The sequence below is a fragment of the Aerosakkonema funiforme FACHB-1375 genome, assembly GCF_014696265.1.
Classification (GTDB): domain Bacteria; phylum Cyanobacteriota; class Cyanobacteriia; order Cyanobacteriales; family Aerosakkonemataceae; genus Aerosakkonema; species Aerosakkonema funiforme_A.
The window spans coordinates 98,938-122,158 of record NZ_JACJPW010000003.1 but is presented as its reverse complement, the minus strand read 5'-3'; the positions used below and the strand labels follow the sequence as shown (position 1 = coordinate 122,158).

Annotated in this window: 23 protein-coding genes; 17 read left to right on the top strand and 6 right to left on the bottom strand. The window is 44.6% G+C overall.

What is annotated here, in order from left to right:
- Window positions 1-112 precede the first annotated feature (112 nt).
- A complete protein-coding gene (locus H6G03_RS02220; protein WP_190461624.1) occupies window positions 113-346 on the top strand; it encodes a type II toxin-antitoxin system Phd/YefM family antitoxin in 234 nt (77 codons plus the stop codon).
- Window positions 343-729, top strand: a complete 387-nt coding sequence (locus tag H6G03_RS02215) for a type II toxin-antitoxin system VapC family toxin (RefSeq protein ID WP_190461622.1) — start codon at window positions 343-345, stop codon at window positions 727-729. The genes H6G03_RS02220 and H6G03_RS02215 overlap by 4 nt, the downstream gene beginning before the upstream one ends.
- 57 nt (window positions 730-786) lie before the next feature.
- On the opposite strand, the gene H6G03_RS02210 is transcribed toward H6G03_RS02215, so the two are convergent.
- Window positions 787-1,800: a hypothetical protein gene (locus tag H6G03_RS02210; protein ID WP_190461620.1), complete on the bottom strand. Its 1,014-nt coding sequence runs from the start codon at window positions 1,798-1,800 to the stop codon at window positions 787-789.
- Between the two features lie 67 nt (window positions 1,801-1,867).
- Between H6G03_RS02210 and H6G03_RS02205 the strand changes: the two genes are divergently transcribed.
- From H6G03_RS02205 to H6G03_RS02160, 10 genes are all read left to right on the top strand, one after another.
- Window positions 1,868-2,449 (top strand): hypothetical protein, encoded by a 582-nt coding sequence (locus H6G03_RS02205; RefSeq protein WP_190461618.1) that lies wholly within the window; start codon window positions 1,868-1,870, stop codon window positions 2,447-2,449.
- A gap of 128 nt (window positions 2,450-2,577) precedes the next feature.
- The gene (locus H6G03_RS02200) at window positions 2,578-2,922 is read left to right on the top strand and encodes a hypothetical protein (protein ID WP_190461616.1); all 345 of its coding nucleotides are present in this window, start codon (window positions 2,578-2,580) and stop codon (window positions 2,920-2,922) included.
- Window positions 2,919-3,122, top strand: coding sequence for a hypothetical protein (locus H6G03_RS02195; RefSeq protein ID WP_190461615.1), 204 nt, complete (start codon window positions 2,919-2,921; stop codon window positions 3,120-3,122). Before H6G03_RS02200 ends, H6G03_RS02195 begins: the two co-directional genes overlap by 4 nt.
- Before the next feature lie 95 nt (window positions 3,123-3,217).
- Window positions 3,218-3,490 carry a hypothetical protein gene (locus H6G03_RS02190; RefSeq protein ID WP_190461613.1) on the top strand — a complete coding sequence of 91 codons (273 nt, stop codon included), beginning with the start codon at window positions 3,218-3,220 and terminating at the stop codon, window positions 3,488-3,490.
- 25 nt (window positions 3,491-3,515) lie between these two features.
- Window positions 3,516-3,914 (top strand): type II toxin-antitoxin system Phd/YefM family antitoxin, encoded by a 399-nt coding sequence (locus H6G03_RS37720; RefSeq protein WP_242057014.1) that lies wholly within the window; start codon window positions 3,516-3,518, stop codon window positions 3,912-3,914.
- A 97-nt stretch (window positions 3,915-4,011) separates the two neighbouring features.
- Complete coding sequence (locus tag H6G03_RS02180; protein WP_190461610.1) at window positions 4,012-4,563, top strand: Uma2 family endonuclease; 552 nt, start codon at window positions 4,012-4,014, stop codon at window positions 4,561-4,563.
- A gap of 45 nt (window positions 4,564-4,608) precedes the next feature.
- On the top strand, window positions 4,609-4,908 hold the full coding sequence (locus H6G03_RS02175) for a hypothetical protein (RefSeq protein WP_190461674.1): 300 nt from the start codon (window positions 4,609-4,611) through the stop codon (window positions 4,906-4,908).
- On the top strand, window positions 4,905-5,258 hold the full coding sequence (locus tag H6G03_RS02170; protein ID WP_190461608.1) for a PIN domain-containing protein: 354 nt from the start codon (window positions 4,905-4,907) through the stop codon (window positions 5,256-5,258). The genes H6G03_RS02175 and H6G03_RS02170 overlap by 4 nt, the downstream gene beginning before the upstream one ends.
- A gap of 19 nt (window positions 5,259-5,277) precedes the next feature.
- Window positions 5,278-7,653, top strand: coding sequence for a CHAT domain-containing protein (locus H6G03_RS02165; RefSeq protein ID WP_190461606.1), 2,376 nt, complete (start codon window positions 5,278-5,280; stop codon window positions 7,651-7,653).
- Between the two features lie 592 nt (window positions 7,654-8,245).
- Entirely contained in the window at window positions 8,246-9,388 is a 1,143-nt protein-coding gene (locus H6G03_RS02160) for a protein kinase domain-containing protein (RefSeq protein WP_190461604.1), read from the top strand.
- Between the two features lie 53 nt (window positions 9,389-9,441).
- Here the strand turns inward: H6G03_RS02160 and ppc are convergent, their stop codons facing one another.
- The 3 genes from ppc to H6G03_RS38640 form a co-directional block, all read right to left on the bottom strand.
- Window positions 9,442-12,576: a phosphoenolpyruvate carboxylase gene (gene ppc, locus H6G03_RS02155; protein ID WP_190461602.1), complete on the bottom strand. Its 3,135-nt coding sequence runs from the start codon at window positions 12,574-12,576 to the stop codon at window positions 9,442-9,444.
- Window positions 12,577-12,678: 102 nt separating this feature from the next.
- Window positions 12,679-12,915, bottom strand: coding sequence for a hypothetical protein (locus tag H6G03_RS02150; RefSeq protein ID WP_190461600.1), 237 nt, complete (start codon window positions 12,913-12,915; stop codon window positions 12,679-12,681).
- Between the two features lie 105 nt (window positions 12,916-13,020).
- Window positions 13,021-13,155: a hypothetical protein gene (locus H6G03_RS38640; RefSeq protein WP_255512162.1), complete on the bottom strand. Its 135-nt coding sequence runs from the start codon at window positions 13,153-13,155 to the stop codon at window positions 13,021-13,023.
- Between the two features lie 394 nt (window positions 13,156-13,549).
- Between H6G03_RS38640 and H6G03_RS02145 the strand changes: the two genes are divergently transcribed.
- The 3 genes from H6G03_RS02145 to recR all read left to right on the top strand — a co-directional run bounded on the left by H6G03_RS02145 (window position 13,550) and on the right by recR (window position 19,159).
- A complete protein-coding gene (locus H6G03_RS02145) occupies window positions 13,550-16,729 on the top strand; it encodes a DUF1574 domain-containing protein (protein WP_190461598.1) in 3,180 nt (1,059 codons plus the stop codon).
- Between the two features lie 174 nt (window positions 16,730-16,903).
- Entirely contained in the window at window positions 16,904-18,421 is a 1,518-nt protein-coding gene (locus tag H6G03_RS02140) for an MBOAT family O-acyltransferase (RefSeq protein WP_190461596.1), read from the top strand.
- A 144-nt stretch (window positions 18,422-18,565) separates the two neighbouring features.
- Window positions 18,566-19,159 carry a recombination mediator RecR gene (gene recR, locus H6G03_RS02135; RefSeq protein ID WP_190461594.1) on the top strand — a complete coding sequence of 198 codons (594 nt, stop codon included), beginning with the start codon at window positions 18,566-18,568 and terminating at the stop codon, window positions 19,157-19,159.
- Window positions 19,160-19,488: 329 nt separating this feature from the next.
- Here the strand turns inward: recR and H6G03_RS02130 are convergent, their stop codons facing one another.
- Window positions 19,489-19,668, bottom strand: a complete 180-nt coding sequence (locus tag H6G03_RS02130; protein WP_190461592.1) for a hypothetical protein — start codon at window positions 19,666-19,668, stop codon at window positions 19,489-19,491.
- A 296-nt stretch (window positions 19,669-19,964) separates the two neighbouring features.
- Between H6G03_RS02130 and H6G03_RS02125 the strand changes: the two genes are divergently transcribed.
- A complete protein-coding gene (locus tag H6G03_RS02125; RefSeq protein ID WP_199315093.1) occupies window positions 19,965-20,342 on the top strand; it encodes a nuclear transport factor 2 family protein in 378 nt (125 codons plus the stop codon).
- A 169-nt stretch (window positions 20,343-20,511) separates the two neighbouring features.
- Window positions 20,512-21,987: a glycogen synthase GlgA gene (gene glgA, locus H6G03_RS02120; protein ID WP_190461591.1), complete on the top strand. Its 1,476-nt coding sequence runs from the start codon at window positions 20,512-20,514 to the stop codon at window positions 21,985-21,987.
- Between the two features lie 71 nt (window positions 21,988-22,058).
- Here glgA and H6G03_RS02115 read toward each other — a convergent pair whose 3' ends face one another.
- Window positions 22,059-23,207: an alanine--glyoxylate aminotransferase family protein gene (locus H6G03_RS02115; protein WP_190461589.1), complete on the bottom strand. Its 1,149-nt coding sequence runs from the start codon at window positions 23,205-23,207 to the stop codon at window positions 22,059-22,061.
- Window positions 23,208-23,221: the final 14 nt, after the last annotated feature.

Here is a 23,221-nt window from a genome sequence, read left to right as displayed (position 1 = left end):
TTAGCGCTAAAGCGCAACAACGTACCTAATGAACTTGAGCTATTGCCACGTAATTAGCAGCTTGCTATATAATAGAGTTATGATGAAAAAAATTTTTTCTGAGGTAACAGCTATGCAGCAAATAACTTTAGATGAAGCTACCAAAGATTTGTTAGCTTTAATTGAAGCAGCGCTCGAAGGTGAAGAAATTGTCATTACCAAAGACGATAAACCTGTGTTAAAATTAAGCCCGATATCTCCCGCCAAGAAAAGTTGGCCTGCCAAAGCAGGGAGTGCCAAAGGTTTAGTGACAATATCAGATGATTTTGACGAACCGATCGCAGATTTTGAGGACTATCTGCAATGAGATTACTTTTAGATAGACATACGTTGATTTGGTTTGTTACCGACAGTTTGAAACTCAGCGCTACAGCCAAATCACTAATTGAGGATGAAAATAACCAAAAGCTGCTTAGTATAGCTAGCATCTGGGAAATCGCAATTAAGCAAAACACTGGTAAATTATATTTGGGTTTACCGTTTAGGGAGTTTATAGAGCAGCAACTTAGCTCTAACAGCATAGAATTGCTGAATATAAATTTGGCGCATATTGATATTATCGCTTCTCTACCTTTACATCATCGCGATCCGTTCGATCGCCTAATAATTGCACAAGCTATGGTGGAGAATATACCGATTTTGAGCGCCGATAGTATTTTTGATAGTTATTCAATTCAGAGATGGTGGTGATTTGCTGCTTAGGGTTAGATCCCCGACTTCTTGAAGAAGTCGGGGATCTAGATGCGATTATCGCTTTTTCGACACATCGGGACTAAGAATCAATAATTGTTCGCCTAATGTACTTTCTTGAATCGCGATAATCACAGGACGATCCTCTGCTTTGGCATTTTCTGGTAAAGCGGGAAATAGATAAATCCATCCGCCACGTTCCATGAGTAAACGCCAAACGATCGGCTTTTTGGGATTAGTAGTATCTGTTTGTTCTTGTCCTAGTATATTTCTAAATAAACCTCGATCGCCAATAATACGATAGCCTTTCAAAGAAGGATTTATAAACTCATTTTCCAGTTTTCGTCCTAATGGTAAACGGTTTTCAGGCGTTACCAAAGTGACAACAGGTAAAGTAGAATTTGGGCCAGCATCTCGTCGCGCATCGATCGTACCTCGATCCCGCGCTAGCAAAAATAGGGCAATCAGAATTCCTATAACTATGATAATTTCATCCAAAAAAGATTGACGAAAATTAATCGGGTTAAATTTAATCGCACTCAGCTTATTAATGATAAAATCCGCTAGTAATTGTAACCAAATAATAATTTTTAATAACCTCGGTTTTTGAGTGGGAGAAACAAGTTTAGAACTAGACTTCTTTTGGTACTTGCCTAATTGTTTGTTAAAATATTCAATTAACCTGATAGTCAACCAAATCAATCCTGCTAACACCAAAGCAATTAAAAATTGCAACCATCTGAGTATTTTGGCAATCAAAATGCTGAGAAATTGCAGCAACCATAGTGTTAGTTGAATCAAGATAAACGTGACAATAGCAACCAATACTGTTTTACCTAATTGCCAGAAGCTATCCACAGATGCGAAACTTCCGAAAAATACTTGTAATGGAACTACTAGAAATGATTGGGGCGGTAAATCTAGCGTTGTTATTTCCAACTGAAAAAAGTAGAAATAAGACCAGCGATAAATCCAACCAGTAAAGAAAAGGGCAGCACCCAATAAACCAACAATGCTGGCAACTTTACCTAAAATATTTGGTTCCTTGGTAGGTTCGGGAGTTGGGGACACAAAATCGCTCAAATGGTAGATGAAATATAATAAATAAGTGTAGCTCAGTAAAAAAATTGCCGACGCTATGAAAGCTTTTTTAAATATATTAGTTGTGGCACTTGTAGCGACAGCGCCGCAGTTAGGAGGATGCAGCCGCGCCTCAAGCGGTAATGATGTAGGGAGGGGAAATTTACCTGCTGCACAAGCACAAGCCAAGGTGGATGAGGCATTAGTACCCGTTGCTTTACCTAATTTGGCCGTAGTTTCTCTCAAAAACGGTGACAAAATAGATGGTAAGGTAGCGGAAATCGATACCAAATCGCAAAAGTTATTAATCCAAGGAGAGAAAACTACTCCTTATTCCCTCAGTCAAGTTGAGAAGATAGAATTCAGCAAGAATGCTGTAGTTTACAAAACTGATGGGCGTCAGGTTGTTCGCGGTGACGGTGTTGCAGCCGCAGGGGTTCAACAAATTTGGAAACCTCTTCAGCTAGATGATTTTCATTTGCAACAAGGTAAAGGTGAAGTGAAGTTGAAGCCACCTGTAGTTGATAAAGATGAGTTGAAAGGGATTTTAGCGGTGTCAAAAAATAGGTCTTTTGTAGTAGATGAAATTCAGTTTGATTGGCAAAATAGGACGATGGCTATTAAGGCAACGCCGTATTAGGTTAATCGTGTAAGCTATTAGATAGTAGCAGGGAGGATAACATGAAAATGAAAATCCTAAAGCCTTAACTGCAATTATTTTTTTACTGAATGGTATAATGCCAATTGTTACACCACCAGAAGGTATAAATGGCACAATTACCAGCAGAAACACTGAAAACTGTTCTAAGTTTACAGCAGCAGTTATTAGAGCAAATCGACGAAGCAAGATCTGTAGAATTTACATTACTAGAGCAGTTCGGCGAGACAGACGAAACAATTCCAGAGTTAGAAGAACTACAAAGTATTCGAGAACGTGCAGATTTATATTATTCGCGGTTTTCCGTAACTTTGCGGCGTATTTATGACGCCCAACCTGTGGCAAGTCGTGATATGCTGGAATTACTTGCCCGCTCTATTAATGAGGCGACAAGTGCATTAGCAGCCACCGCTGCTAATGTTCGGGAAATTAAGAGTAACTGGAATTTACTATGACTCATCAACCCAGAATTCCTGACCCAGAAACTAGGGCGCGTTCCGTTGCTAGAATGCGCGAAACTATCAAACAATGGGATGTTTCGATCGCTAACTTGGATGAATTGAATACCATGCTAGAAGCTGAGAATAATCGCAGTTTTGAAGAGGCGCGGCAAAGAGGGAATGCCAGACGAAAAGCCGCACAAATTCAGGAGTAGGAGGAAACAACTATTCGGTAACTGGCAGAGTGAAGATTAATACTCGATCGCCAAATGTAACGACGAAAAATAAATGAATGTGAGAGAGGAAATAAATGATGAAAATCAAAGGCATCAAACGAGGGAGAACGATCGAACTGTCAGAGGACGTTAATATTCCTGACGCTCAAGAGGTGGATGTCGAGATAGAAATGATTCAGCAAATGAGTAATGAAGAAAAATCAAAAAAAATGAAAGATTTTTTGGAAAAGCTTACTGATGAAGATAGAGAAAAATGGGCTAAAATAGGCGAAGTCTTGGAAAAAGAACGTCAGATGGATCGCCAATTGCAACAACAGAAAATAAATGAATTACAGGTTTGCAATTAGAAGATTGGTTAGAAGAGGAAATAACATGATCGAAATCAAAGGCATCAAACGCGGAAAAATAATTGAGCTTTCAAAGGAAATTAATATTCCTGATGGTCAAGAGGTGAATCTCAAAATTGAGGTGATTCCGCAAATGAGTAATGAGGAAAAGTTGCAAAAGATGAAGGAATTTATAGAAAGTGGTTGGGAAGGTAGAGACGATTTTATCAGAACTATGGAAGAGTTAGAAAGAGAAGAAAATGCCTATCGTGAGGCGAGGCTAAATTTTCCTAAATTAATAGAAGCGGCAATTCGTGGCGAAGAAGTTGTGATAGAAAAAGACGGTCAACCTGTTGTTAAGTTAGTGGCAGTATCGCCTGATGAAGATAAGCCATTTGACGAAATTTTTGAGGGGGTGCGGATAAATCGCCCGGTCGAGACGTGATTTTGTAAGTTCGTTTTTTGGTATTGCCAATATTATTTCAGAAGATAACAGGAAATTACTGATGCCAATGTAATCGAAATGCTGGGGAGGCATAAAGATGAATCTCACTGTCGAAGACTTAGAAAATTTACAGCTAATTTTACAAGAAAAACAACTTGATTATAAACTCGAACTGGTAGATGGGAAAATTCAAGTTATGGGTTTATCAGATTATATATCTGAAGTTATTATCGCTCGATTGATATTTTTGCTGCAAAGCTGGGTGCTACCGCGCCAACTCGGTTATGTTACTGGGTCAAGTGCCGGATTTAGATTGCCAAATGGCAATTTACGAGGGCCGGATGTATCTTTTGTTTCTGCTGCACGACTCAATCCATTACCGCGTTCTTTTGCCGAAATTGTCCCCGATTTGATGGTAGAAGTAAAGTCGGCTTCCGATAGCATTCCGCCTCTACAAAAGAAGATTCAAATGTTTTTAGAACTCGGTACGCAGGTGGGAATATTAATTGACCCGGATAAACTAACTGTGACGGTTTATCGCTCTACGGGTGAGGCAATTGTGTTAACTGAAAATGATATGCTGACTATCCCAGAGTTATTTCCTGGTTGGGAATTGCCGATTTCGGAAATTTGGCCGCAAGTGTTTTAGTTAATGGCTAGTAAATTTTAAGTAAAGTTTATTGCGAGGGAAATTATGGAAACCGTCAATATCAAAGAAGAAGCTCGACGATTAATAGATAGCTTACCTGAAAACTCTACCTGGGATGACTTGATGTATGCAATTTACGTTAGGCAAACAGTGGAAGCGGGACTTACTCATAGCAGAGATGGTAAAATAATTCCTGTTGAGGAAGTGGTTGTTTCAGCTAAGGCATCATTCTGGGAACGGCTAGAAGAGTTTCGCCAAGAAAATAATGTCGAAGAATTAGGTATTGATGATGATTTTTTTGAGGGATTGCGGGATAAATCACCCAGTCGTGAGGTAATTTTGTGACTTTACTTTTCTTGGTAGATACCAATATTATTTCAGACTTAGATCTTGCACCAATTGCATCGCCCGCCTGGGGTTCAAACCCCAGGCTAATAGCAAAAGTCCTCTTAAGAGGACTAAAATCATTTTTCAGTCGTCTTCAGACGACTTTCGCTATGAGCCTCAGAATTGATTCTGAGGCGGGTGAGTGCGTAGTGCAAGATCTGAATCAAAACTACTTAGGGAAAACGCCTCCTTTTGTAGATGGTCAAATTGCTGCTATTGCCAAAGTTAATAATCTGATTCTTGTCACAAACAATGTGTCAGATTACGCAGATTTTCTCGAACTTCAAGTGGAAAACTGGTTTATATAGGTTCGGTGAGATGAGGGCGATGAAAATAATTATTAGCGGTGTTTTGGCTTTGGGTGTTTGTTTGACACCTCTGACTGTTCCGCTGATGGTTCGACCTAGTTGGGGGCAAAGTGAAATTCAAAATTCGCAGATTGAAGAAGTAACACAACTTATAAGGCAAGCGACAGAAGAGACAAAGCAAGGGCAATATCAGCAGGCTATAGAAACATCATTCCAGTTTTTAGGTATTGCTAGACAACTAAAAATTAGGAGAGCAGAAGCAACAGCATTATTTTTAATTGCTAAAAATTACTATAACCTTAATCATTATCAAAAATCCCTAGATTACTACAATCAAGCATTACCCATTTTTGGCGAAATAAATGATCGCTTAGGGTTTATTGGCACGCTGACTAATATAGGCACGATTTACTACGAGTTAGGAGAAGAACAAAAAGCTTTAATTACATTTGATTTGGCTATATTCGAGTCTATCGGTAATAAAAATACTCCTTTATATGCAATGAATTTAGTTAATATTGCTGCAATCTATAAAGATAGGAATGAGCCTCAAAAGGCATTAGGCTATTTAAAACAAGCTTTGCCAATTGTCAGAGAAACAGGAAATCAATCTTGGTTAGCGACGACCATAAATAATATTGGCACTATCTACGATGATATTAGCCAACCATTACAAGCACTGGATTATTATAAGCAAGCTTTATCTATCTACCAAGAAATACGGGAGCCGTTAGGGATTGCCATTACGCTGAATAATATGGGTGAAGTATATGGATCTATTAAACAATTTGAAGACGCTTTAGCTTGCTTTAAGCAAGCTTTGCAAACTCTTAGACAAATGCAAGGAGGTTGGCCTAAATTGGAGGGTGCGATTCTAAGTAATATCGGTACAGTTTACCAAGACACCGGACAACCGATGCAGGCTATTTCTAATTGGGAACAATCAACCTCTATTACAATAGGAATCCGTAGAGGTTTACAGAAGAAAAATCGAAGAAATTTTTTGGAGGCTAACTCACAAACCCCGATCGCACTCATCTCCCTCCTCATCGACGTAAACCAACTCGATCGCGCTTTTGAATGGGCCAACCTCGCCACCACAGCCGACCTCGCCGACTACACCCGCCTAATTAACGCCAAAGTTTCTCACCCACAAGCACAGCAAAAAATTGATGAATGGAATCAAAAAAATCAACAATTGCAATTCATCCAACGACGATTGCAAGACAATTTTTCCGAACAAATATCCCGACAAATGCGGGAATTAGAATCACAAGTATTGGCGGACGCAGACAAAATTTCTAAAGAATTTCCCGAAATAGCCGAACTCTTTGAAACCACACTCACAGATATTGAAAAACTGAGATCCTCTATCCCCGCCGGAACCGTTGTAATTCAACCCGTCTTGCTGACCGATGTCAAAAATGTCCCCAATACCGTAGCCATATTTATCGTAACCAAAGACCAACTGAGCGTCATTAAAAACCCGATCGACCCGACAGAATTCGATAAACTTCTCACCGAATACCGCGAACAATTACAAAATTTTGATGATAAATACATCGAAACTAGCGCCGGAATTTACAACATTATAATTCGTCCATTAGAAGACAAAATCAAAGTATTATCCCCCAAACAATTAAGCATCATCGCCACAGGCAAACTGCGATATATTCCCTTTGAAACACTCTTTGACGAACAAACCGACCAATACCTAATCCAGAAATATCCCATCAACTATCTCACCCGCCTTTCCAGTCGTTCCCTCAATTCAAATCGAGAAACAGTTGCTCGAAACTCTCTACAAAAAGGCGTTTTAGCATTAGGAAATCCCATCCCCCGCGACCCGCAAAATCTACCCGGAACTGAAGAAGAAGTGAGAAATATCGCCCAACTCTTCCCCGGTAGCGAATCATTTCTCCACAACAACGCCACCCTCGACAAATTCAAAACCTCTGCACCCCGCTTTCCCTTCTTGCACCTAGCAACACACGGCTGTTTTCAACCAGAAGGCTGTCAAAAATTGGGCATGGAAGCGAATACTTTGCTATTTGCAGATAAACAATTAAATATTGCCGATGCCGCTTTATTAGGATTGCAAAACACGGAACTCCTCACCCTCAGCGCTTGTCAAACCGCCCTACAAGCTAACTCCAACGGCGAAGAAATTGCCGGACTTGCCTATATATTTGAACGTGCAGGTGCAAAAGCGGTGATGGCGAGTCTCTGGAATGCTGAGGATAATACAACTAAGGAGATTATGATTGAATTTTATCAGAATATTAAAAATGGGATGAGCAAAGGAGAAGCGCTGCAAAAAGCGAAATTAAGTCAAATTGATAAACACCATCCTTATTATTGGTCGCCTTTTATTTTGATTGGCGATGCGCGGTAGATGTAGGGGCGAAGCATTCGGGCGACAATACTGGTATAAAAACCGAAGTTTTCATATCCGAATGCTTCGCCCTCCTCCCGCAGATAACCTCTGCCAACTTAATCTCTGTATTGACAGAGTTGACGATCGCCCACAGAGCAGGGCGATCGCCTGACGGTATAAAATATTGGGTTATAGGTGAATCGTGTGCGTTTGTATCGGTTGCGTGAGGGACGGGCGAAGCAAGAGGGTATAAGATTTTGGGTTATGGTGATAAATTGTCGCCCTCTTGCTTCGCCCCTACAAATACGTCCCGCGATCGATCTTGCTAGTGTTTTCCAAATGCGATCGCCCCATCTGCAATTCTTTCCCCCTCTCCTTGCAGGGTCGGGGTTGGGGGTGGGGTTCCGATCGCACTCCCCACAAAATCACGTTAAACTCTTAGTGTGCAAGACTTTCCTAAATCTACAGGACTTACGCACGCCTCAGCCAGAAACCGGGTTTCTTCGTCGATATCTAGTTGAGAAAGCTACGATTTTTCTAAGAAACCCGGTTTCTTTGCGTAAGTCCTCATCTAAAACCTAAAATCTAACATCTAACATCTAACATTATTATGAGTTATTGTCTCAACCCCTATTGCCCAAATCCCCAAAACCCAGAAATCGCCGTCTTCTGCGTCAATTGTGGCACCAAATTAATTCTAAAAGACCGTTATCGCGCCATCAAACCCATAGGACAAGGCGGTTTTGGCATCACCTATCTAGCGGTAGATGAAGATAAACCATCGAAACCCCCTTGCGTAATCAAACAATTTTTTCCTTTAGTGCAAGGTGCGAGTAATCTTCAGAAAGCATCTGAGTTATTTACTCAGGAAGCGGTACAACTGGATGAATTGGGACAACATCCCCAAATTCCCGATTTACTAGCTTATTTTACTATAGATAATCACCAGTATCTCATCCAAGAATTTATCGACGGACAAACTTTATCGCAAGAACTCGCTGAGAAAGGTACTTTCAACGAAACTCAGATTCTGCAATTACTCAACGATTTATTACCAGTCTTGCAATTTGTCCACAACCATCAGGTGATTCACCGCGATATCAAACCCGATAATATTATCAGGAGAAAAAGCGATCGAAAACTCTTCCTCGTCGATTTCGGCGCTTCCAAAATCGCTACTGGCGCTGCTTTGCAGAAAACTGGCACCAGTATCGGCAGTCCGGAATATGTCGCACCGGAACAAAGCAGGGGTAGGGCTGTTTTTTCTAGCGATATTTATAGTTTAGCAGTTACCTGCATTCATCTGTTAACCGGGATGTCGCCTTTCGATTTATACGATATGAATCAAGATGTTTGGGTGTGGCGACAGTTTGCGAAACATCCGGTGAGCGATCGCTTATCTCGCATCTTAGATAAAATGTTGGATAATGCCATTAACCGTCGCTATCAATCCGTTGCAGAAGTTCTCAAAGATTTGAATATCCAAACACCACCTGCTGCAACGCCAAAACCGCAAACACCTGCAAAACCTGCTGCTGTCAAACCTTCACCCGTGACGCCAGCGATTCCAGTTAAAAGTAAAGTTGATGATGAATTAGCGGAATTAAAAACGGAATTTCTCAATCCGGGCGCACCTAAAAAAAATCAGCCATCGCCATCGCCGCAAACGCCGTCACCCCATTCTACCACAGCCAAAAGCCAAATCGATAAGGAATTGGAAGAGATGCGATCGCAATTCGGACAAAAGAATTAAATTGGTACGTTGTTGCACTTTAGCGCTAAAGCGCAACAACATACCAATTACCATCAACCTGTATTCCGCATACCAGCAGCAATACCGTTGATAGTCAGCAACGCGCCGCGCAACAATTCACCGCGACTGTGACGAGAGTCAATTACTCCCGAAGCAGCTTGAGATTTGCTTTGACGCAAACGTTTGAGCAGAGACACTTGCAAAAAGCCTAACGGTACAATATTACCATTGCGTAACTGGACCGATCGCTGCAAGTCCGGATCGCCATCCAAAAGGCGTTTGTGATCGGTAATCGTTAGCACCAAATCGCGAGTCAGATAATATTCACTAGAGATTTGCTCAAACAGCTTTTCAAATCGGGCCAAATCTTCTGGTGAAGATAATTCCTTCACATAATGCTGCGCGATTTGCAAGTCAACTTTTGATAAAGTCATCTCCACTTTCGAGATTACCATCCTAAAGAAAGGCCACTTGTAATAGAAGTAGCGCATTAACTTCAAATTTTCCTGCGGGTCTTCATTCATAAATTCCTGAAGTGCCGTACCAACACCGTACCAAGCTGGTAGCAAAAAGCGGCTTTGCGTCCAACTAAACACCCAAGGAATAGCGCGGAGAGTGCTTAAATCTTTTTTACCGCTGCGCCGACGCGCCGGACGAGAACTGATTTGTAATTGGCTGATTTCATCAATGGGGGTAACGCTATGGAAGAAATCGATAAAATCGGGTTGTTCGTAAATCAAAGCGCGATAATGAGCGCGTGACTTAGCTGACAATTCTTCCATTATTTCATTCCAGGGTTGGATATCATCAAACCCCGTTCGCAACAAGCTAGCTTGAATTACCGCCGTAGCGACATTTTCTAAATTGTAAATAGCTAATTCCGGCCAAGAATATTTAGAAGCTAACACTTCTCCCTGTTCGGTAATTTTAATTCGCCCATTGATACTGTGACCGGGTTGTGCCAAAATAGCTTCGTAGGAAGGGCCACCGCCGCGACCCACAGAACCGCCGCGTCCGTGGAAGATGCGAAGATTGATGCCGTACCTTTCGGAAATCGCTTGCAGTGCTTTTTGCGCTTTGTGAATTTCCCAATTACTGCTCAAGAAACCGGAATCTTTGTTAGAGTCCGAATATCCCAACATCACCTCTTGTAAGTCCTCAGTTCCTCCTCCGACCTGAGTTTTCTTTGCCATTGCGGACTTACCGCCGGCCAGCAATATCCGATAGCACGGCAATTCAAACAAAGTTTGCATGACGTGGGGTGCCCGCTTCAAATCTTCCACAGTTTCAAACAGGGGTACTACTTGCAGCGTACCGACACCTGTGGAGGGATCGTAGAGTCCCGCTTCCTTCGCCAACAGCAATACCGCCAGCAAGTCGCTGACATCGTGGCTCATGCTGATAATATAAGTTTGGCAGATTTCCAAGCCAAACTCTTGCTGAAGTTGGCGCAAGATGCGGAAGGTTTCGATCGTCTCGCAAGTTTGGGCGCTAAATGGCAATTCTCTGGGAATTAAAGGGCGTCTCGTTTGCAGTTCCGACACCAACCATTCGGTTTTTTCTTGTTCTGATAATTGGTTGTAGGGTCGAGGTAAAACTTGGAGATATTCGGCGATTTCATTAATCGTATCCGAGTGACGGGTACTTTCTTGCCGGATATCCAGATGGGCGAGATTGAAGCCGTAGATTTCTACTTGACAGATCAGATTTTCCAAGTCGCGGCAAACTAAACCAGTTTCCTTGAGGTTGCGCTGTATCAGTCGCAATTGGGCTAAAAAGTCTGGGGCTGATTGGTAGTATGTGCCTGGTTGAGTTTGCTTGAGCTTTTCCAATTGCCCATCTTCGCTATTGTAGAGCCGCCAGTTGCGATCGCGCGTATTTTCCAGTTTCTTCTTTACAAAAGATAGCTTCAACCGATATGGCTCTTGTCGATATTTGATCGATAATTGTTCGTACACCTCTGGCATTTGCAATCGATTTTGTTCCAGGGATTCTAGCAGCTCCGGCAACACATCGCTCCAATGCAAAGATAAGCTCAAGCGAGCGATCAACTTTTCTACCGATTTAATGTATTTTTCTAATACTATATGGCGCTGGTAGCAGGCTGTTTGCCAGGTGATTGCCGGTGTGACGGAAGGGTTACCATCCCGATCCGCTCCTACCCAAGAACCGAATTTGCAGAAGTTATGTTTGGGCGGACGCAGATTCCCAAAGGCGTTGCTTAAACTCCGTTCGACGCGCTGATAAAGTTGGGGAATCGCTTCAAACAAAACTTCTTGGAAGTAGTGAAGGGTATAGTCAACTTCATCTAGTACTGAAGGCTTAAACTGGTGCAGTTCGTCGGTACGCCACCACAGACGAATCTCTTCCGTTAATTCCTGTTGCAGTGCTGTTGCTTCCCAGGAAACTTCCGAGGCGTTGAGCAAAGAAGCTTCTCCGTAGTTGGGTGAGTTTCCGGTAACCAGCAGCTGTTCTCCCAAGTTAGAGTAGTTCAGGCTACAGTGAGTTGTTTGCCAGTTTTGCTCCACCTCATCTAGCTGCTGCAAAATTCTGGCTATGCGCCGTTGCTTGTCTCTGATTGTGTGGCGGACAATTTCTGTAGGGTGAGCTGTGAATACCAAGCGGATATCGAGATTGTCTATGAGGCGCTGGATAACTTGGGGTGGCATATTCAGCTGGCGCAATTTGGGAAACAACCACTGGAAAGTGCCTTTTTCTCGCTTTTGTCCGTTTGTTTCTTGCCAAGTTCTTTCGAGGGAGTCACCTCCGGGTACGGCGGTTTTAGCTTCTGCATCCAGTTTGGCAAATGCTTGCAGTGCGGGGTCGGCAGGTTCTGGTGCGGGTGCCATCCTTAAGGATAGCTGTTGCGCTCGTTGTTCGTAGTGCTGTTCGACAATATTAATCAGCTGGAAGTATAGAGCAAAGGCTCTGGCTGCTCTGATCGCGGCGTTGATATCGAGACTTTCAATAACTTTGGAGACTTCCGCTTCGTTTTCGTTCGTTGCTTGTCCTTCTGGAGAACAAAGCGATCGCAGCTGCATTAGTAAGTCTACCAGTTCCTGACCGCACTCCGATCGCAAAACAGACTCCCACAGGTCTTCTACCACTTTGAGGCGATGGCGCAAATACAGATCTGATGGCGCAGTAAGATGAACTGCCTGATGGTCGGACTGGAGTAAGGAGCTCATAGGATCTGGTTTAGCTGTTGTGGGACAATCAACAATCTTATGCTGTTAACTTAAATCAATTAGTCTCTTATAAGACCAACTGACCGCCAAGGCGGATCTTTTTTATTCAGTTTGCGCTTGGGGACTATCTGGAAACGGGATCGCTGGCAAGCGATCGCCCCTAAATACTTCTTCGCTTGCTTCACCCAGCGATTTGATCGAGTCTAGTGTTGCTTTACCACATAACATCCCGAAAAGCAATGGGCCTGTCGCTAGCGTCAGCAATATTTCTGTGGGAATTATAGCTTGAGGAACGTTGAAAGTTTCTGTTTGGAGCCGATTTGTGCTGTTTGATGGCATGGCGTTTACGCGGGGCTAGGGGCTGGAAAGTCAAAAGTTAAAAGTCAATCATTCAAAAGAAAAATAGGGCGTCGGGGTTAGGCGTCGGGGCTGGAAAGTTAAAAGTCAAAAGAGAAATAGGGCGTCGGGCGTCGTGCGATCGCAGTCGGTGCTGAAAGTATCGGTTAAACTATTGCCAGCATAGCTGTAAAGCTCGAAATCTTGGCGATTTGACAACTCCAGAATCTCATAAATGTTCAATTTTGAGTGTTAAAAACTGTTGCTAAATCTGGATATGACGCTGAAACAGCGTTTGGGCATTTGAAGGGGATGAGGGGATTGGGAGATCTTCGGCCAGTTGGAGCGGGCTTGGCACTAGATGTAACAGATGTAACAGATGTAGTAAAATCTCACGGGATAATTACAGTCATCTGATTATAAATATCATATATCAAGGGAAGAAGACAAGAAGAGCAGGGAATAACAGCAGAAAAGGAAAGCTTGATGAATACAAATTGGTATCGATCTCCAATACCCTTGGTAAACTCATCAGAACAGGCTATAATTCCAGTCGTCTTCAACTCAGCCGCTCTGGCCTGCCGGCGACCAAAAGGTCAAATGACAATTACAAAAAAACTCAGGTAATATCGCCCTGATGGTAAAAGTCAACGAACGCAAACTGGCGAACAACGCCTCAACCCTAGAGCAATGGGCCAACCGGGCAATCAGAATTGCCGGAATGCAAGTCAGAGTCCGGATACGAGGAAACAAGCTGCATATTCTCTGCGAGGGTCGAGAGTGTCCCGACAGGCAAACAACGGTGACACAATTGGTGTTGGCGATGAGTGCCGCAAATATTAATGACCTGCTTGCTGCCTCCAGACCAACGCTCGCTCAAGCGTTTCTCTACGGTCGCAAGTTGGGTGAAAAGCGCCCGGATTGGACAGAGCCGATCGATCTAAATGACCTAAACCGATATCTGGAAGCGCATTCAAGTAAAGCTTCGGTTCCAGAAGCGGGTTTAACCAGCAGCGTCCGCAAAATGACAGATATATCAATAGAAGATTCTTTAACAAGTCAGGAAATTCTCTCTGAAAGGATGACAGAGGTCGTCGAAGCCGCTGCATCTTCTCAGAGTCTGGCTCGCAGGGGACATCCGGAAGCGATCGCCCGCGTACTGGGTGAAAATCTCCAGTCATTAGGAGTGCGGGTAAAGGTTGTCTCCAGAAGCCTGCGAAAAAATCATGGTAATTTATCGCCCGGAACTGCAAACTCAGGGATAAAGGAGCGTCGCCTTTGGGTATTTTGCGAATCTGCCTACAGTCCAGATCGGTCATTGCTGGCTTCCCCAATTGCCCAGAAGTTGAGGGATTTGCATCTGAAGGGATTCCGGGATGCTGTAATTATCAGTCAGGTGAGCGGTGAAGAAACTCCCGATTGGATGCTGCGCGTGGATCTGACCCCGCCGGAGCAAATGCTCCGGGAGTGGGCGGCTTGGGGCGATGAGGAAGCGATCGCCAGATTGCTGGATGGGGCGACAGAGCATCTGCATATGGAAGTATCGGCGGTGTTAAAGGAATCTACACTGCATATTTCCTGTACGGGTCAGAATAAATCTGCCAGCGTTGCTAACGATAACATTCCCCTACCGGATAAGCCGTCCGCGATTAATGCGATCGCACCGCTTCTGCACTCGCTTGCACCCAGAGGTATTCAAGCGGCTATTATTTACGGAAACCCATCGGATTCCGCATCCCCAGCTTGGGTAGATTGGCTGAATTTACCGGCAGCAAATCAACCGGAATTAGCCACCTCGGCAGAGGATCTCGCAGCTGCGGGAGATGAAGAAGCGATCGAATTTTTGCTGGGACGAATACTCAACCCAGACCTGGATTGGCGTTTGGCAGATGGCGGCATTCGCGTACAAGCGCGACGCAAAGAAGACTTGCTCCACATCATGACGGATGGGGCGGTTTGTCCGGTGCAGCGGCAGGTAGCTGGGCCGACGGCTAACTTTGTGCGCGAGCTGGAAATACCCGGCATTTCCGGTGTCAGAGTTTATGGCCGTCGCGCCGGTCAAAAACAACCGTTGTGGAACTATGGAGTCGATTTTTCTGCCAGACATCGCCAAGCAGAAGAGATTGCACCAGAGTTTGCCACCAGCGATGAGTACGTCGAAGAAGTGACAACCGCAACGCTCAACTTGGGGAATTCTCTGGGAGAAAGGTTAAGCGATGTCACGGTAGCGACAGAGGCAAAGACTGTTTCGCAGTCGGTAAGCGAATCCGCAGAAAATAAACTGGGGCGCGGTTGGTATGAGAAAAAGCAGGCCCTGTTCGATGTGCTGGTGCGATCGCAAATCTTTACTCCAGGCGGACAAACTCAAAATCTTATCTCTTTACCCGGTCAAGCCAGCTACCAAGGAGTTAAAGTGGCTTTGGTTTGGGGCGCGGTGGGAATTATGCTGACTTGGAGTGTGGATTTAGTTCTGGGTCAGATGCTCAAAAACAGAGAGATTCAGCTCAAAGAGTCTTTAGTCCTCAGTCAAAAGTCATTAGTCAAAGACACTGAAGAAACTAGGGATGAGGAAGGACAAAAGGCAACAAACACGGCAGCCAATTCCTTCAAATTACCCCAAGTTTCCCTCAAGCAAACGCCTACTCAAAATTCCAAAGTATTTAATTCTTCAGGATTTACCAAACTGGATTCAACCGAAGCCAGTCTAGACACGGTAGAGAGTACAACTTCTTTTACCAACCTACCATCGCCAAACCCCAGCTTCAACAACCGTCAGTTAGACGAAAAACTGACCCTTTACCAGCAGCGCGTGGCTGAGAAAGGGCCGCCAGATATCCTGATTGTCGGCAGTTCCAGGGCATTACGGGGCGTCGATCCGCAAACGTTGCAAAAAGCCCTAGCCGCAGAGGGTTATGGAAAACTGGAAGTGTTTAACTTTGGTGTCAACGGTGCGACTGCCCAAGTGGTAGATATGCTGCTGCGCCGCTGTTTGACGCCAGAACAATTGCCGAAAATGATTATTTGGGCAGATGGTGCCCGTGCGTTTAACAGCGGTAGAGTAGATGCTACCTACAATGCTCTCGCCGCATCCCCTGCCTACAAACAGTTGGTATCCGGTACATTACCCAGACAAAATTCTCTGGATGGCCAAGCTGCCAAAAATTTAGAACCTTTCACCGCTACATCAAGCCTGCCGGGGGCAAGCGGCCAAATGTTTATTAACTCGCAAGCGATCGATGAGTGGTTGAATCAGTCTTTGGGTACTATATCCTCTACCTACCAACAGCGCGATCGTCTGCAAGCAATGCTGCGCGAGCAATTTGCCGATACATTGAGTTTTGGTGCTAACGATCGTCAGAAACAAGCGCCGTCAATACTGCGTCAGAATGCGATCGCTTGGGATGGATTCTTGCCTTTGACTCTGCGCTTCAATCCCACTACTTACTACGAAAAGCACACCAAAGTTACGGGGGAACACGATAACGACTATAAAAGTTTCCAGCTAGCAGGTAACCAAACCAGCGCTTTAGAATCTTTCCTTCAGTTCACCCAAGCAAACCAAATTCCTGTAGTTGTTATAAACTTACCCTTGACAAAAGAATACTTAGACCCATTGCGGACTAAGTACGAGCAAGAATTTCAAATGTCTATGTTGCGCCTCTCCCTCAGTCGGGGATTTATCTTCCGCAACTGGAGTCAGCTATGGCCCTCACGCCATGACTACTTCTCCGATCCCAGTCACCTCAACCGCTACGGTGCTACCGCCGTGTCCGAACGACTGGCTCAAGACCCGCTGATTCCCTGGCCCAAAAAATAGGGATTAGGGGTTAGGGGATAGGGGTTAGGGGAGCGGGGGAGTGGGGGAGCGGGGGAGTGGGGGAGCCGGAGAATAAATCTTTTTCCTCTTCACTCTTCCCTCTTCCCTCTTCCCTCTTCCCTCTTCCCTCTTCCCTATCCCCTATCCCCTATCCCCTAATCCCTAGCCCCTCCAATGACTTTTGTTTCAGCCTTATACGGAATATTCTTGCTGAGTGTCCTGGCAATTTACTGGCTCGTTCAAAACCAGGGATTGCGATTGTGGGTACTTTTGATTGCTAGTTTGGCTTTTTATGCCACTTTGCAAATCCAGTACATTCCCTTGCTTTTTGTCGTTATTCTGATTAACTTTCGTCTGGGAATTGCTTTAGGAGAACGTGCTGTACCCAGACTGAATCCTTCGGATTGGCATCTGTCTAATGAAGAGTGGAAATATATAGAACAGGACTGGGATAAACGACGCCAGAAAATCTTGCGATTCGGGATCGTCCTGAATGTTTTGTTACTTCTAGGGTTTAAGTATGTGCCCTTTTTCTTGAATACGGTTGGGGCGCTGTTGAATTTGCCAGTTATTCAAGAGCAGGCTAGCTGGGTGACGCTTCATTTAATTGCACCCTTGGGAATCTCGTTTTTCTGTTTTGAGTGCATCGCCTATTTAATAGATGTTTATCGCGGTGCGCCCGCTACTAAGGAGTTTCTCAAGTTTGCGGCTTACAAATTTTTCTTTGCCAAACTTATTTCAGGGCCGATTACTCGCTATCATCACTTGGCGGCGCAACTGAATACAGTGCGATTTCCCAGCAGCGATCGCATCGTAGAAGGATTGTGGCTGATTGCCTGCGGTGCCTTTAAAAAAGCTCTTTTGGCCGATAATCTGGGCATTTTCGTCAAACTTTGTTTTGACAACTTGCAGCGTACAGGTAGCGGTGATTTGTGGTTAGCTATCCTCGCCTACGGGCTTCAGCTATATCTGGATTTTAGCGGCTATGTTGATATTGCGATCGGCAGCGCTATCCTGCTGGGATTAAATCTACCCCAAAACTTTGATTTCCCCTATTTCTCTACCAGCATTGCCGATTTCTGGCGGCGCTGGCATATGACTTTGGGAGATTGGCTGCGTAATTATTTATACTTTCCCTTGGGCGGCTCGCGGCAAGGTTTGGTACGCACCTGCCTGAACTTGTCGATCGTGATGCTAGTCGCCGGGATTTGGCATGGTGCTGCGTGGGGATTTATTGTCTGGGGGGGTTTGCACGGTTTGGCTTTGGTAGTTCACCGACTCGCAGAAGCCCTATCCCATCGTTTCTCTGCATTGAAGGATTGGTGGCAAAGTATACCGGGTACGCTTGTGGCGTGGCTGCTGACTCAATTGATGGTGTTCGCATCCTGGATATTTTTCCGTCTGCCCAACTTGAAAGATGCGGCTTGGGTAATTCAGCACCTGTGGGGACATAAAGCCGATGTTCAATTTGCACAGAAGGTTTACGTGGAAGCACTGGGATTGGAACCGTTCCAACTGGTGATGCTGCTTTGGGGAATAGTTGCATTTATGGCGATCGGATTTGCCTTGCATCGCAATATGAAGCTACAACTGAATTGGCCGATCAAAATTTTCTTGGTGCCATTAAGCCTCTACGCCGTTTGGCAGCTGGCTCCCAAAGAAGGTTTGCCCTACATCTACTTCGATTTCTAGGCAAAGGGAGAGGGAAGAGGGAGAGGGGGAGAGCGGGAGAACGACATAAAGGTCGAAAATGTGCATATAAATTCCCCCACTCCCCCACTCCCCCACTCCCCTACTTCCCTAGCCTCTAGCCCCTAGCCCCTAGTCCCTAGCTATATGGTTTACACACGCCCTTTGGCTCGTTTGATCGAGCAATTGCAACGTTTGCCCGGAGTTGGCCCTAAGACAGCGCAGCGGTTGGCCTTACATATTCTGAAGCGATCGGAAGATGAAGTACAAGCACTTGCCCAAGCTTTGATTGAGGCTAAAAAACAAGTTGGTTTGTGTCAAGAGTGTTTTCACTTATCTGCTGAGCCGATTTGCGAAATTTGTCGCAATCAAAATCGCGATCGCACTACCATTTGTGTAGTAGCTGATTCGCGGGATGTGATTGCTTTGGAAAAAACGCGGGAATACAAAGGTAAATATCACGTTCTCGGCGGAGTAATTTCGCCAATGGATGGAATTGGCCCGGAACAACTGAATGTTTCGCCTTTGCTACGAAGAGTCGATCGAGAAAAAACTAAAGAAGTAATTTTAGCAATCACTCCCAGTATAGAAGGAGAAACAACAACGCTTTATATCGGCGGGTTGTTGAAACCTTTGACAAAAGTAACTCGCATTGCTTTTGGTTTGCCAGTTGGCGGCGAATTAGAATATGCAGATGAAGTGACTTTGGCGCGTGCTTTGGAAGGCAGAAGAGAGATCTAATCAATTAAAAATAGAGAAGCGGTTAGATAAAATATGACATGAGAGAATTAGAAACACAGTTAATTTCTTCGACTCCCGTTCGAGAAGTTCAGGCAATACAAATATTAAGGCTTTCCCGTTTTTTATGGTGATAATAAAAAGTTATCGTATCGTAGAGTGGGTTAGGCAGGGGCGATAACTTCAGCACTTTCAACCAATAATTAACTCTCCGTGCTGTCACCCACCATCACACATCTGTAATGATGCACATCCTGATAAAATTTAAAACGCCATCCGAGTACAAGAGGAAGCCTGAATTGGCACGTTTCTGTACAGATGAACAATTCGCCTTATGGTAAATTCATAAAATAGAAAGAACCATCTTCATCGATTAAGAGAAGTGTATCTTCCGAGTCTATTTCCACGGTAGCACCCCAAATCGCTTGCCTAGTAATCGCGTCAGTTATATTGTTGAGGTTAGGAACTAGATCGGAAATTTCCTGTACTGCCCGACTTTGCCTGGAATCCATATACTACCTTGAACATACTAAGCTTTTATTCCTTTCTACGCACTAGCTAAATAAAAATCCGGAGCTTTTTACAAAAATTTACTTATTAACCTAAGTATTTAGCGTTGCTTTATCCGTGTTCGGCTACGGATCTCTACTGATGCGATCGCGTTTAGTTACGCAATTTTACTTAGGGCTGGCTTTTTCTGGGCGATCGCACCACTTGGTTGCTAGGCTGGTTATAAAAGAGATTTTTATCTCAATGTCAATTCTCTTAGGTATGGCGATCTGAGTACGGGAGAGGCAGTAAGTTAGACATGATTTCTGAAGATAAAGCCAAAACAATAGGGCAAGCGTGGATCGAAAGTTGGAACCGCCACGATTTAGATGCTATTATGTCCCACTATGCCGAAGAAATAGAATTTATATCCCCATTCGCGATTAAATTGTTGGGTGATGCTTCTGGCAGTATTAAAGGGAAAGAAGCGCTCAGGTCTTATTTTGCAAAAGGGCTTGATACTTATCCAGAGCTTAAGTTTGAGTTATGGCAAATATTGACGGGTGTGGAAAGCTTAACTGTTTACTATCGCAGCGTTAAAGAAATGCTCGCAGCAGAAGTAATGGTCTTGAATTCTCAAGGCAAGATTGCAAAAGCGATCGTTCACTACAGTGCTAATACCATCTCGAAAATTTAAAATTTGCAATTTCCCAATCCCCACTGTCTAATAGCCGAAACAAAGTCTATAAAGGTAATTTTGTCAATAGGTTTTCCCGAACAAATTTGGTATCTCTGGCTAGGTTACTTGCTTGCCAGAAAATATTATCTTTTGTAAAGGTGAAGATTCGTATAGGTGAGGACTAAAGATGTACATCGTACAAATTGCCTCTGAATGCGCTCCCGTCATCAAAGCCGGAGGTTTGGGCGATGTTGTTTACGGGCTTAGCAGAGAGTTAGGAATTCGGGGTCATGGGGTAGAAATTATTCTGCCAAAGTACGATTGTATGCGCTATGACCATATTTGGGGAATGCACAACGCATATCGCGACTTGGAAGTGCCCTGGGATGGCGGTGCAATTAACTGTTCTGTGGATTGCGGCTGGGTACACGGACAGCTGTGTTTCTTTATCGAACCCCACTCCAGCGATGACTTTTTTAATCGGGGCTGTTACTACGGTTGTCTGGACGATCATATGCGCTTTGCGTTTTTCAGTAAAGCCGCTTTAGAGTTTCTACTGAAAACTAATAAGTGTCCCGATGTTATCCATTGCCACGACTGGCAAACAGGCTTAGTTCCTGTGATGCTGTACGAGATATATCAATATCACGGACTAGAGAATCAGCGGGTATGCTATACGATCCACAACTTCAAACACCAAGGGATTGCGGGTGCTAACTTACTTGAGGTGGCCGGTCTGTATCGACAAGAATACTACTACGATATCGATCGCCTGGGCGATGACCAAAACGCAACGGCGATCAACTTGATGAAAGGGGGTATAGTCTACTCCAACTATATCAACACGGTTTCGCCCCATCATGCCTGGGAAGCGCGTTTCACGGAAGTTGGCTGTGGGTTGGGACACACCTTGCACAAACACCAGCACAAATTTGGCGGGATTCTCAATGGGATTGACTATAATGTTTGGAATCCGGAAGTCGATCGCTACATTCCCTATCACTACTCTCAGGATAATCTGGAAGAAAAACTCAAGAACAAAAAAGCGCTACGAGAGCGACTTTGGCTGGGTCATTCCCAGAAGCCGATCGTTTGCTACATCGGTCGTTTAGACGATCAAAAAGGCGTTCATCTCGTGCATCACGCCATTTATTACGCTCAAAATCGAGGGGCGCAATTTGTGTTGTTGGGTTCCGCTACAGAACCTGGGATTAACGACCATTTCTGGCATGAAAAACAGCACCTGAATAATAGTCCAGATTGTCACATAGAAATCGGGTTCAACGAAGAGTTAGCCCATTTAATCTATGCAGGTGCGGATATGATTGTCGTCCCCAGCAATTACGAACCCTGCGGATTAACGCAGATGATTGGGTTGAAATACGGTACTGTGCCGATCGTGCGCGGAGTTGGCGGTCTTGTGAATACCGTGTTCGATCGCGACTACGACCAAAACAAACCGCCAGAAGAACGCAATGGCTATGTGTTCTACCAAACAGATAATCAAGCCTTAGAATCAGCGCTCGATCGCGCAATCGATCTGTGGTACAAAAAACCTAAAGAATTCCGCAAACTGGTGATTCAGGGTATGGAATACGACTACTCGTGGAACCATCCCGGCGCTCAGTATGTTGGAATTTACGATTATATCCGACACAAATGAGAGGCTAGGGAAAAGGGAAGAGGGAGAGGGAGGAATCTTGAATTTTGACTTTTGACTCTCCCACTCCCCCACTACTTGGGTAATACTTGACGCAATACTTCTAAGAGTCGATCGACACTTTCCGGACGACTGTTGAAACCCATCAAACCGACACGCCAAACTTTACCCGCCAGTTCGCCAAGTCCGCCGCCGATTTCAATGTTGTATTCACTTAGTAATTGGCGCGATATTGCTTTGCCATCCACGCCTTCAGGAATGCGAACAGTTGTCAGAGTTGGCAAACGAAATTCTCGCGGAACGTGGAGAGTTAATTCTAAATCTTCTAGTCCCTGCCAAAGGTATTCGGCATTTTTTTGATGGCGTTGCCAACAGTTTTCCAATCCTTCTTCTGCTATTAAACGCAGCGCTTCCCGGAGAGCATAGTATAAGTTGATGGGGGCTGTGTGGTGATAGATGCGATCGCTTCCCCAATACTTGCTTAACAAGGTCATATCCAAATACCAATTAGCTACTTTATGGCGACGTTGCTGCAATTTTTCTGCCGCACGGGGACTCATGGTAAACGGCGAAGCGCCGGGAGGACAACCCAAGCCTTTCTGACTGCAACTATAAGCTAGGTCAACTCCCCACTCATCCAAAAATATGGGAACGCCACCCAGACTGGTTACGGTATCCACGAGTAGCAGACAGTTAAATTCGCGACATAAGTCGCCGACGCCTTCCAAAGGTTGACGCGCTCCTGTGGATGTTTCAGCATGGACTAAAGCCAGGATTGCCGGACGGTGGGTTGCCATCGCAGTACGGAGTTCGTCGAGGGAAAACACTTCTCCCCAAGGTTTGCTAATGCTTCGCACATCCGCACCGTAGCGTCCCGCCATGTCAACCAAGCGATTACCGAAATAGCCCATTACACCAACCAGAACGACATCGCCTGGTTCGACGGAATTGGCGATCGTTGCTTCCATTGCCGCCGTCCCCGTACCGCTAACTGCGATGGTATGGGAATTTTCCGTTTGCCAAACATAGCGCAGCAAGGTTTGTATTTCATCCATCAACGCCAGAAATGCTGGGTCGAGGTGTCCCACCGGCGGTGTATTCATCGCTTGGAGGACGGCGGGATGGGCGTTGGAGGGGCCAGGGCCAAGCAACAGGCGAGTAGGTATTTGCAAGGGAGCGAGTTGCAGTCGTCGATCGTTGTTAATTGAAACTGTGAGAGTCATTATGTTATAAGGAT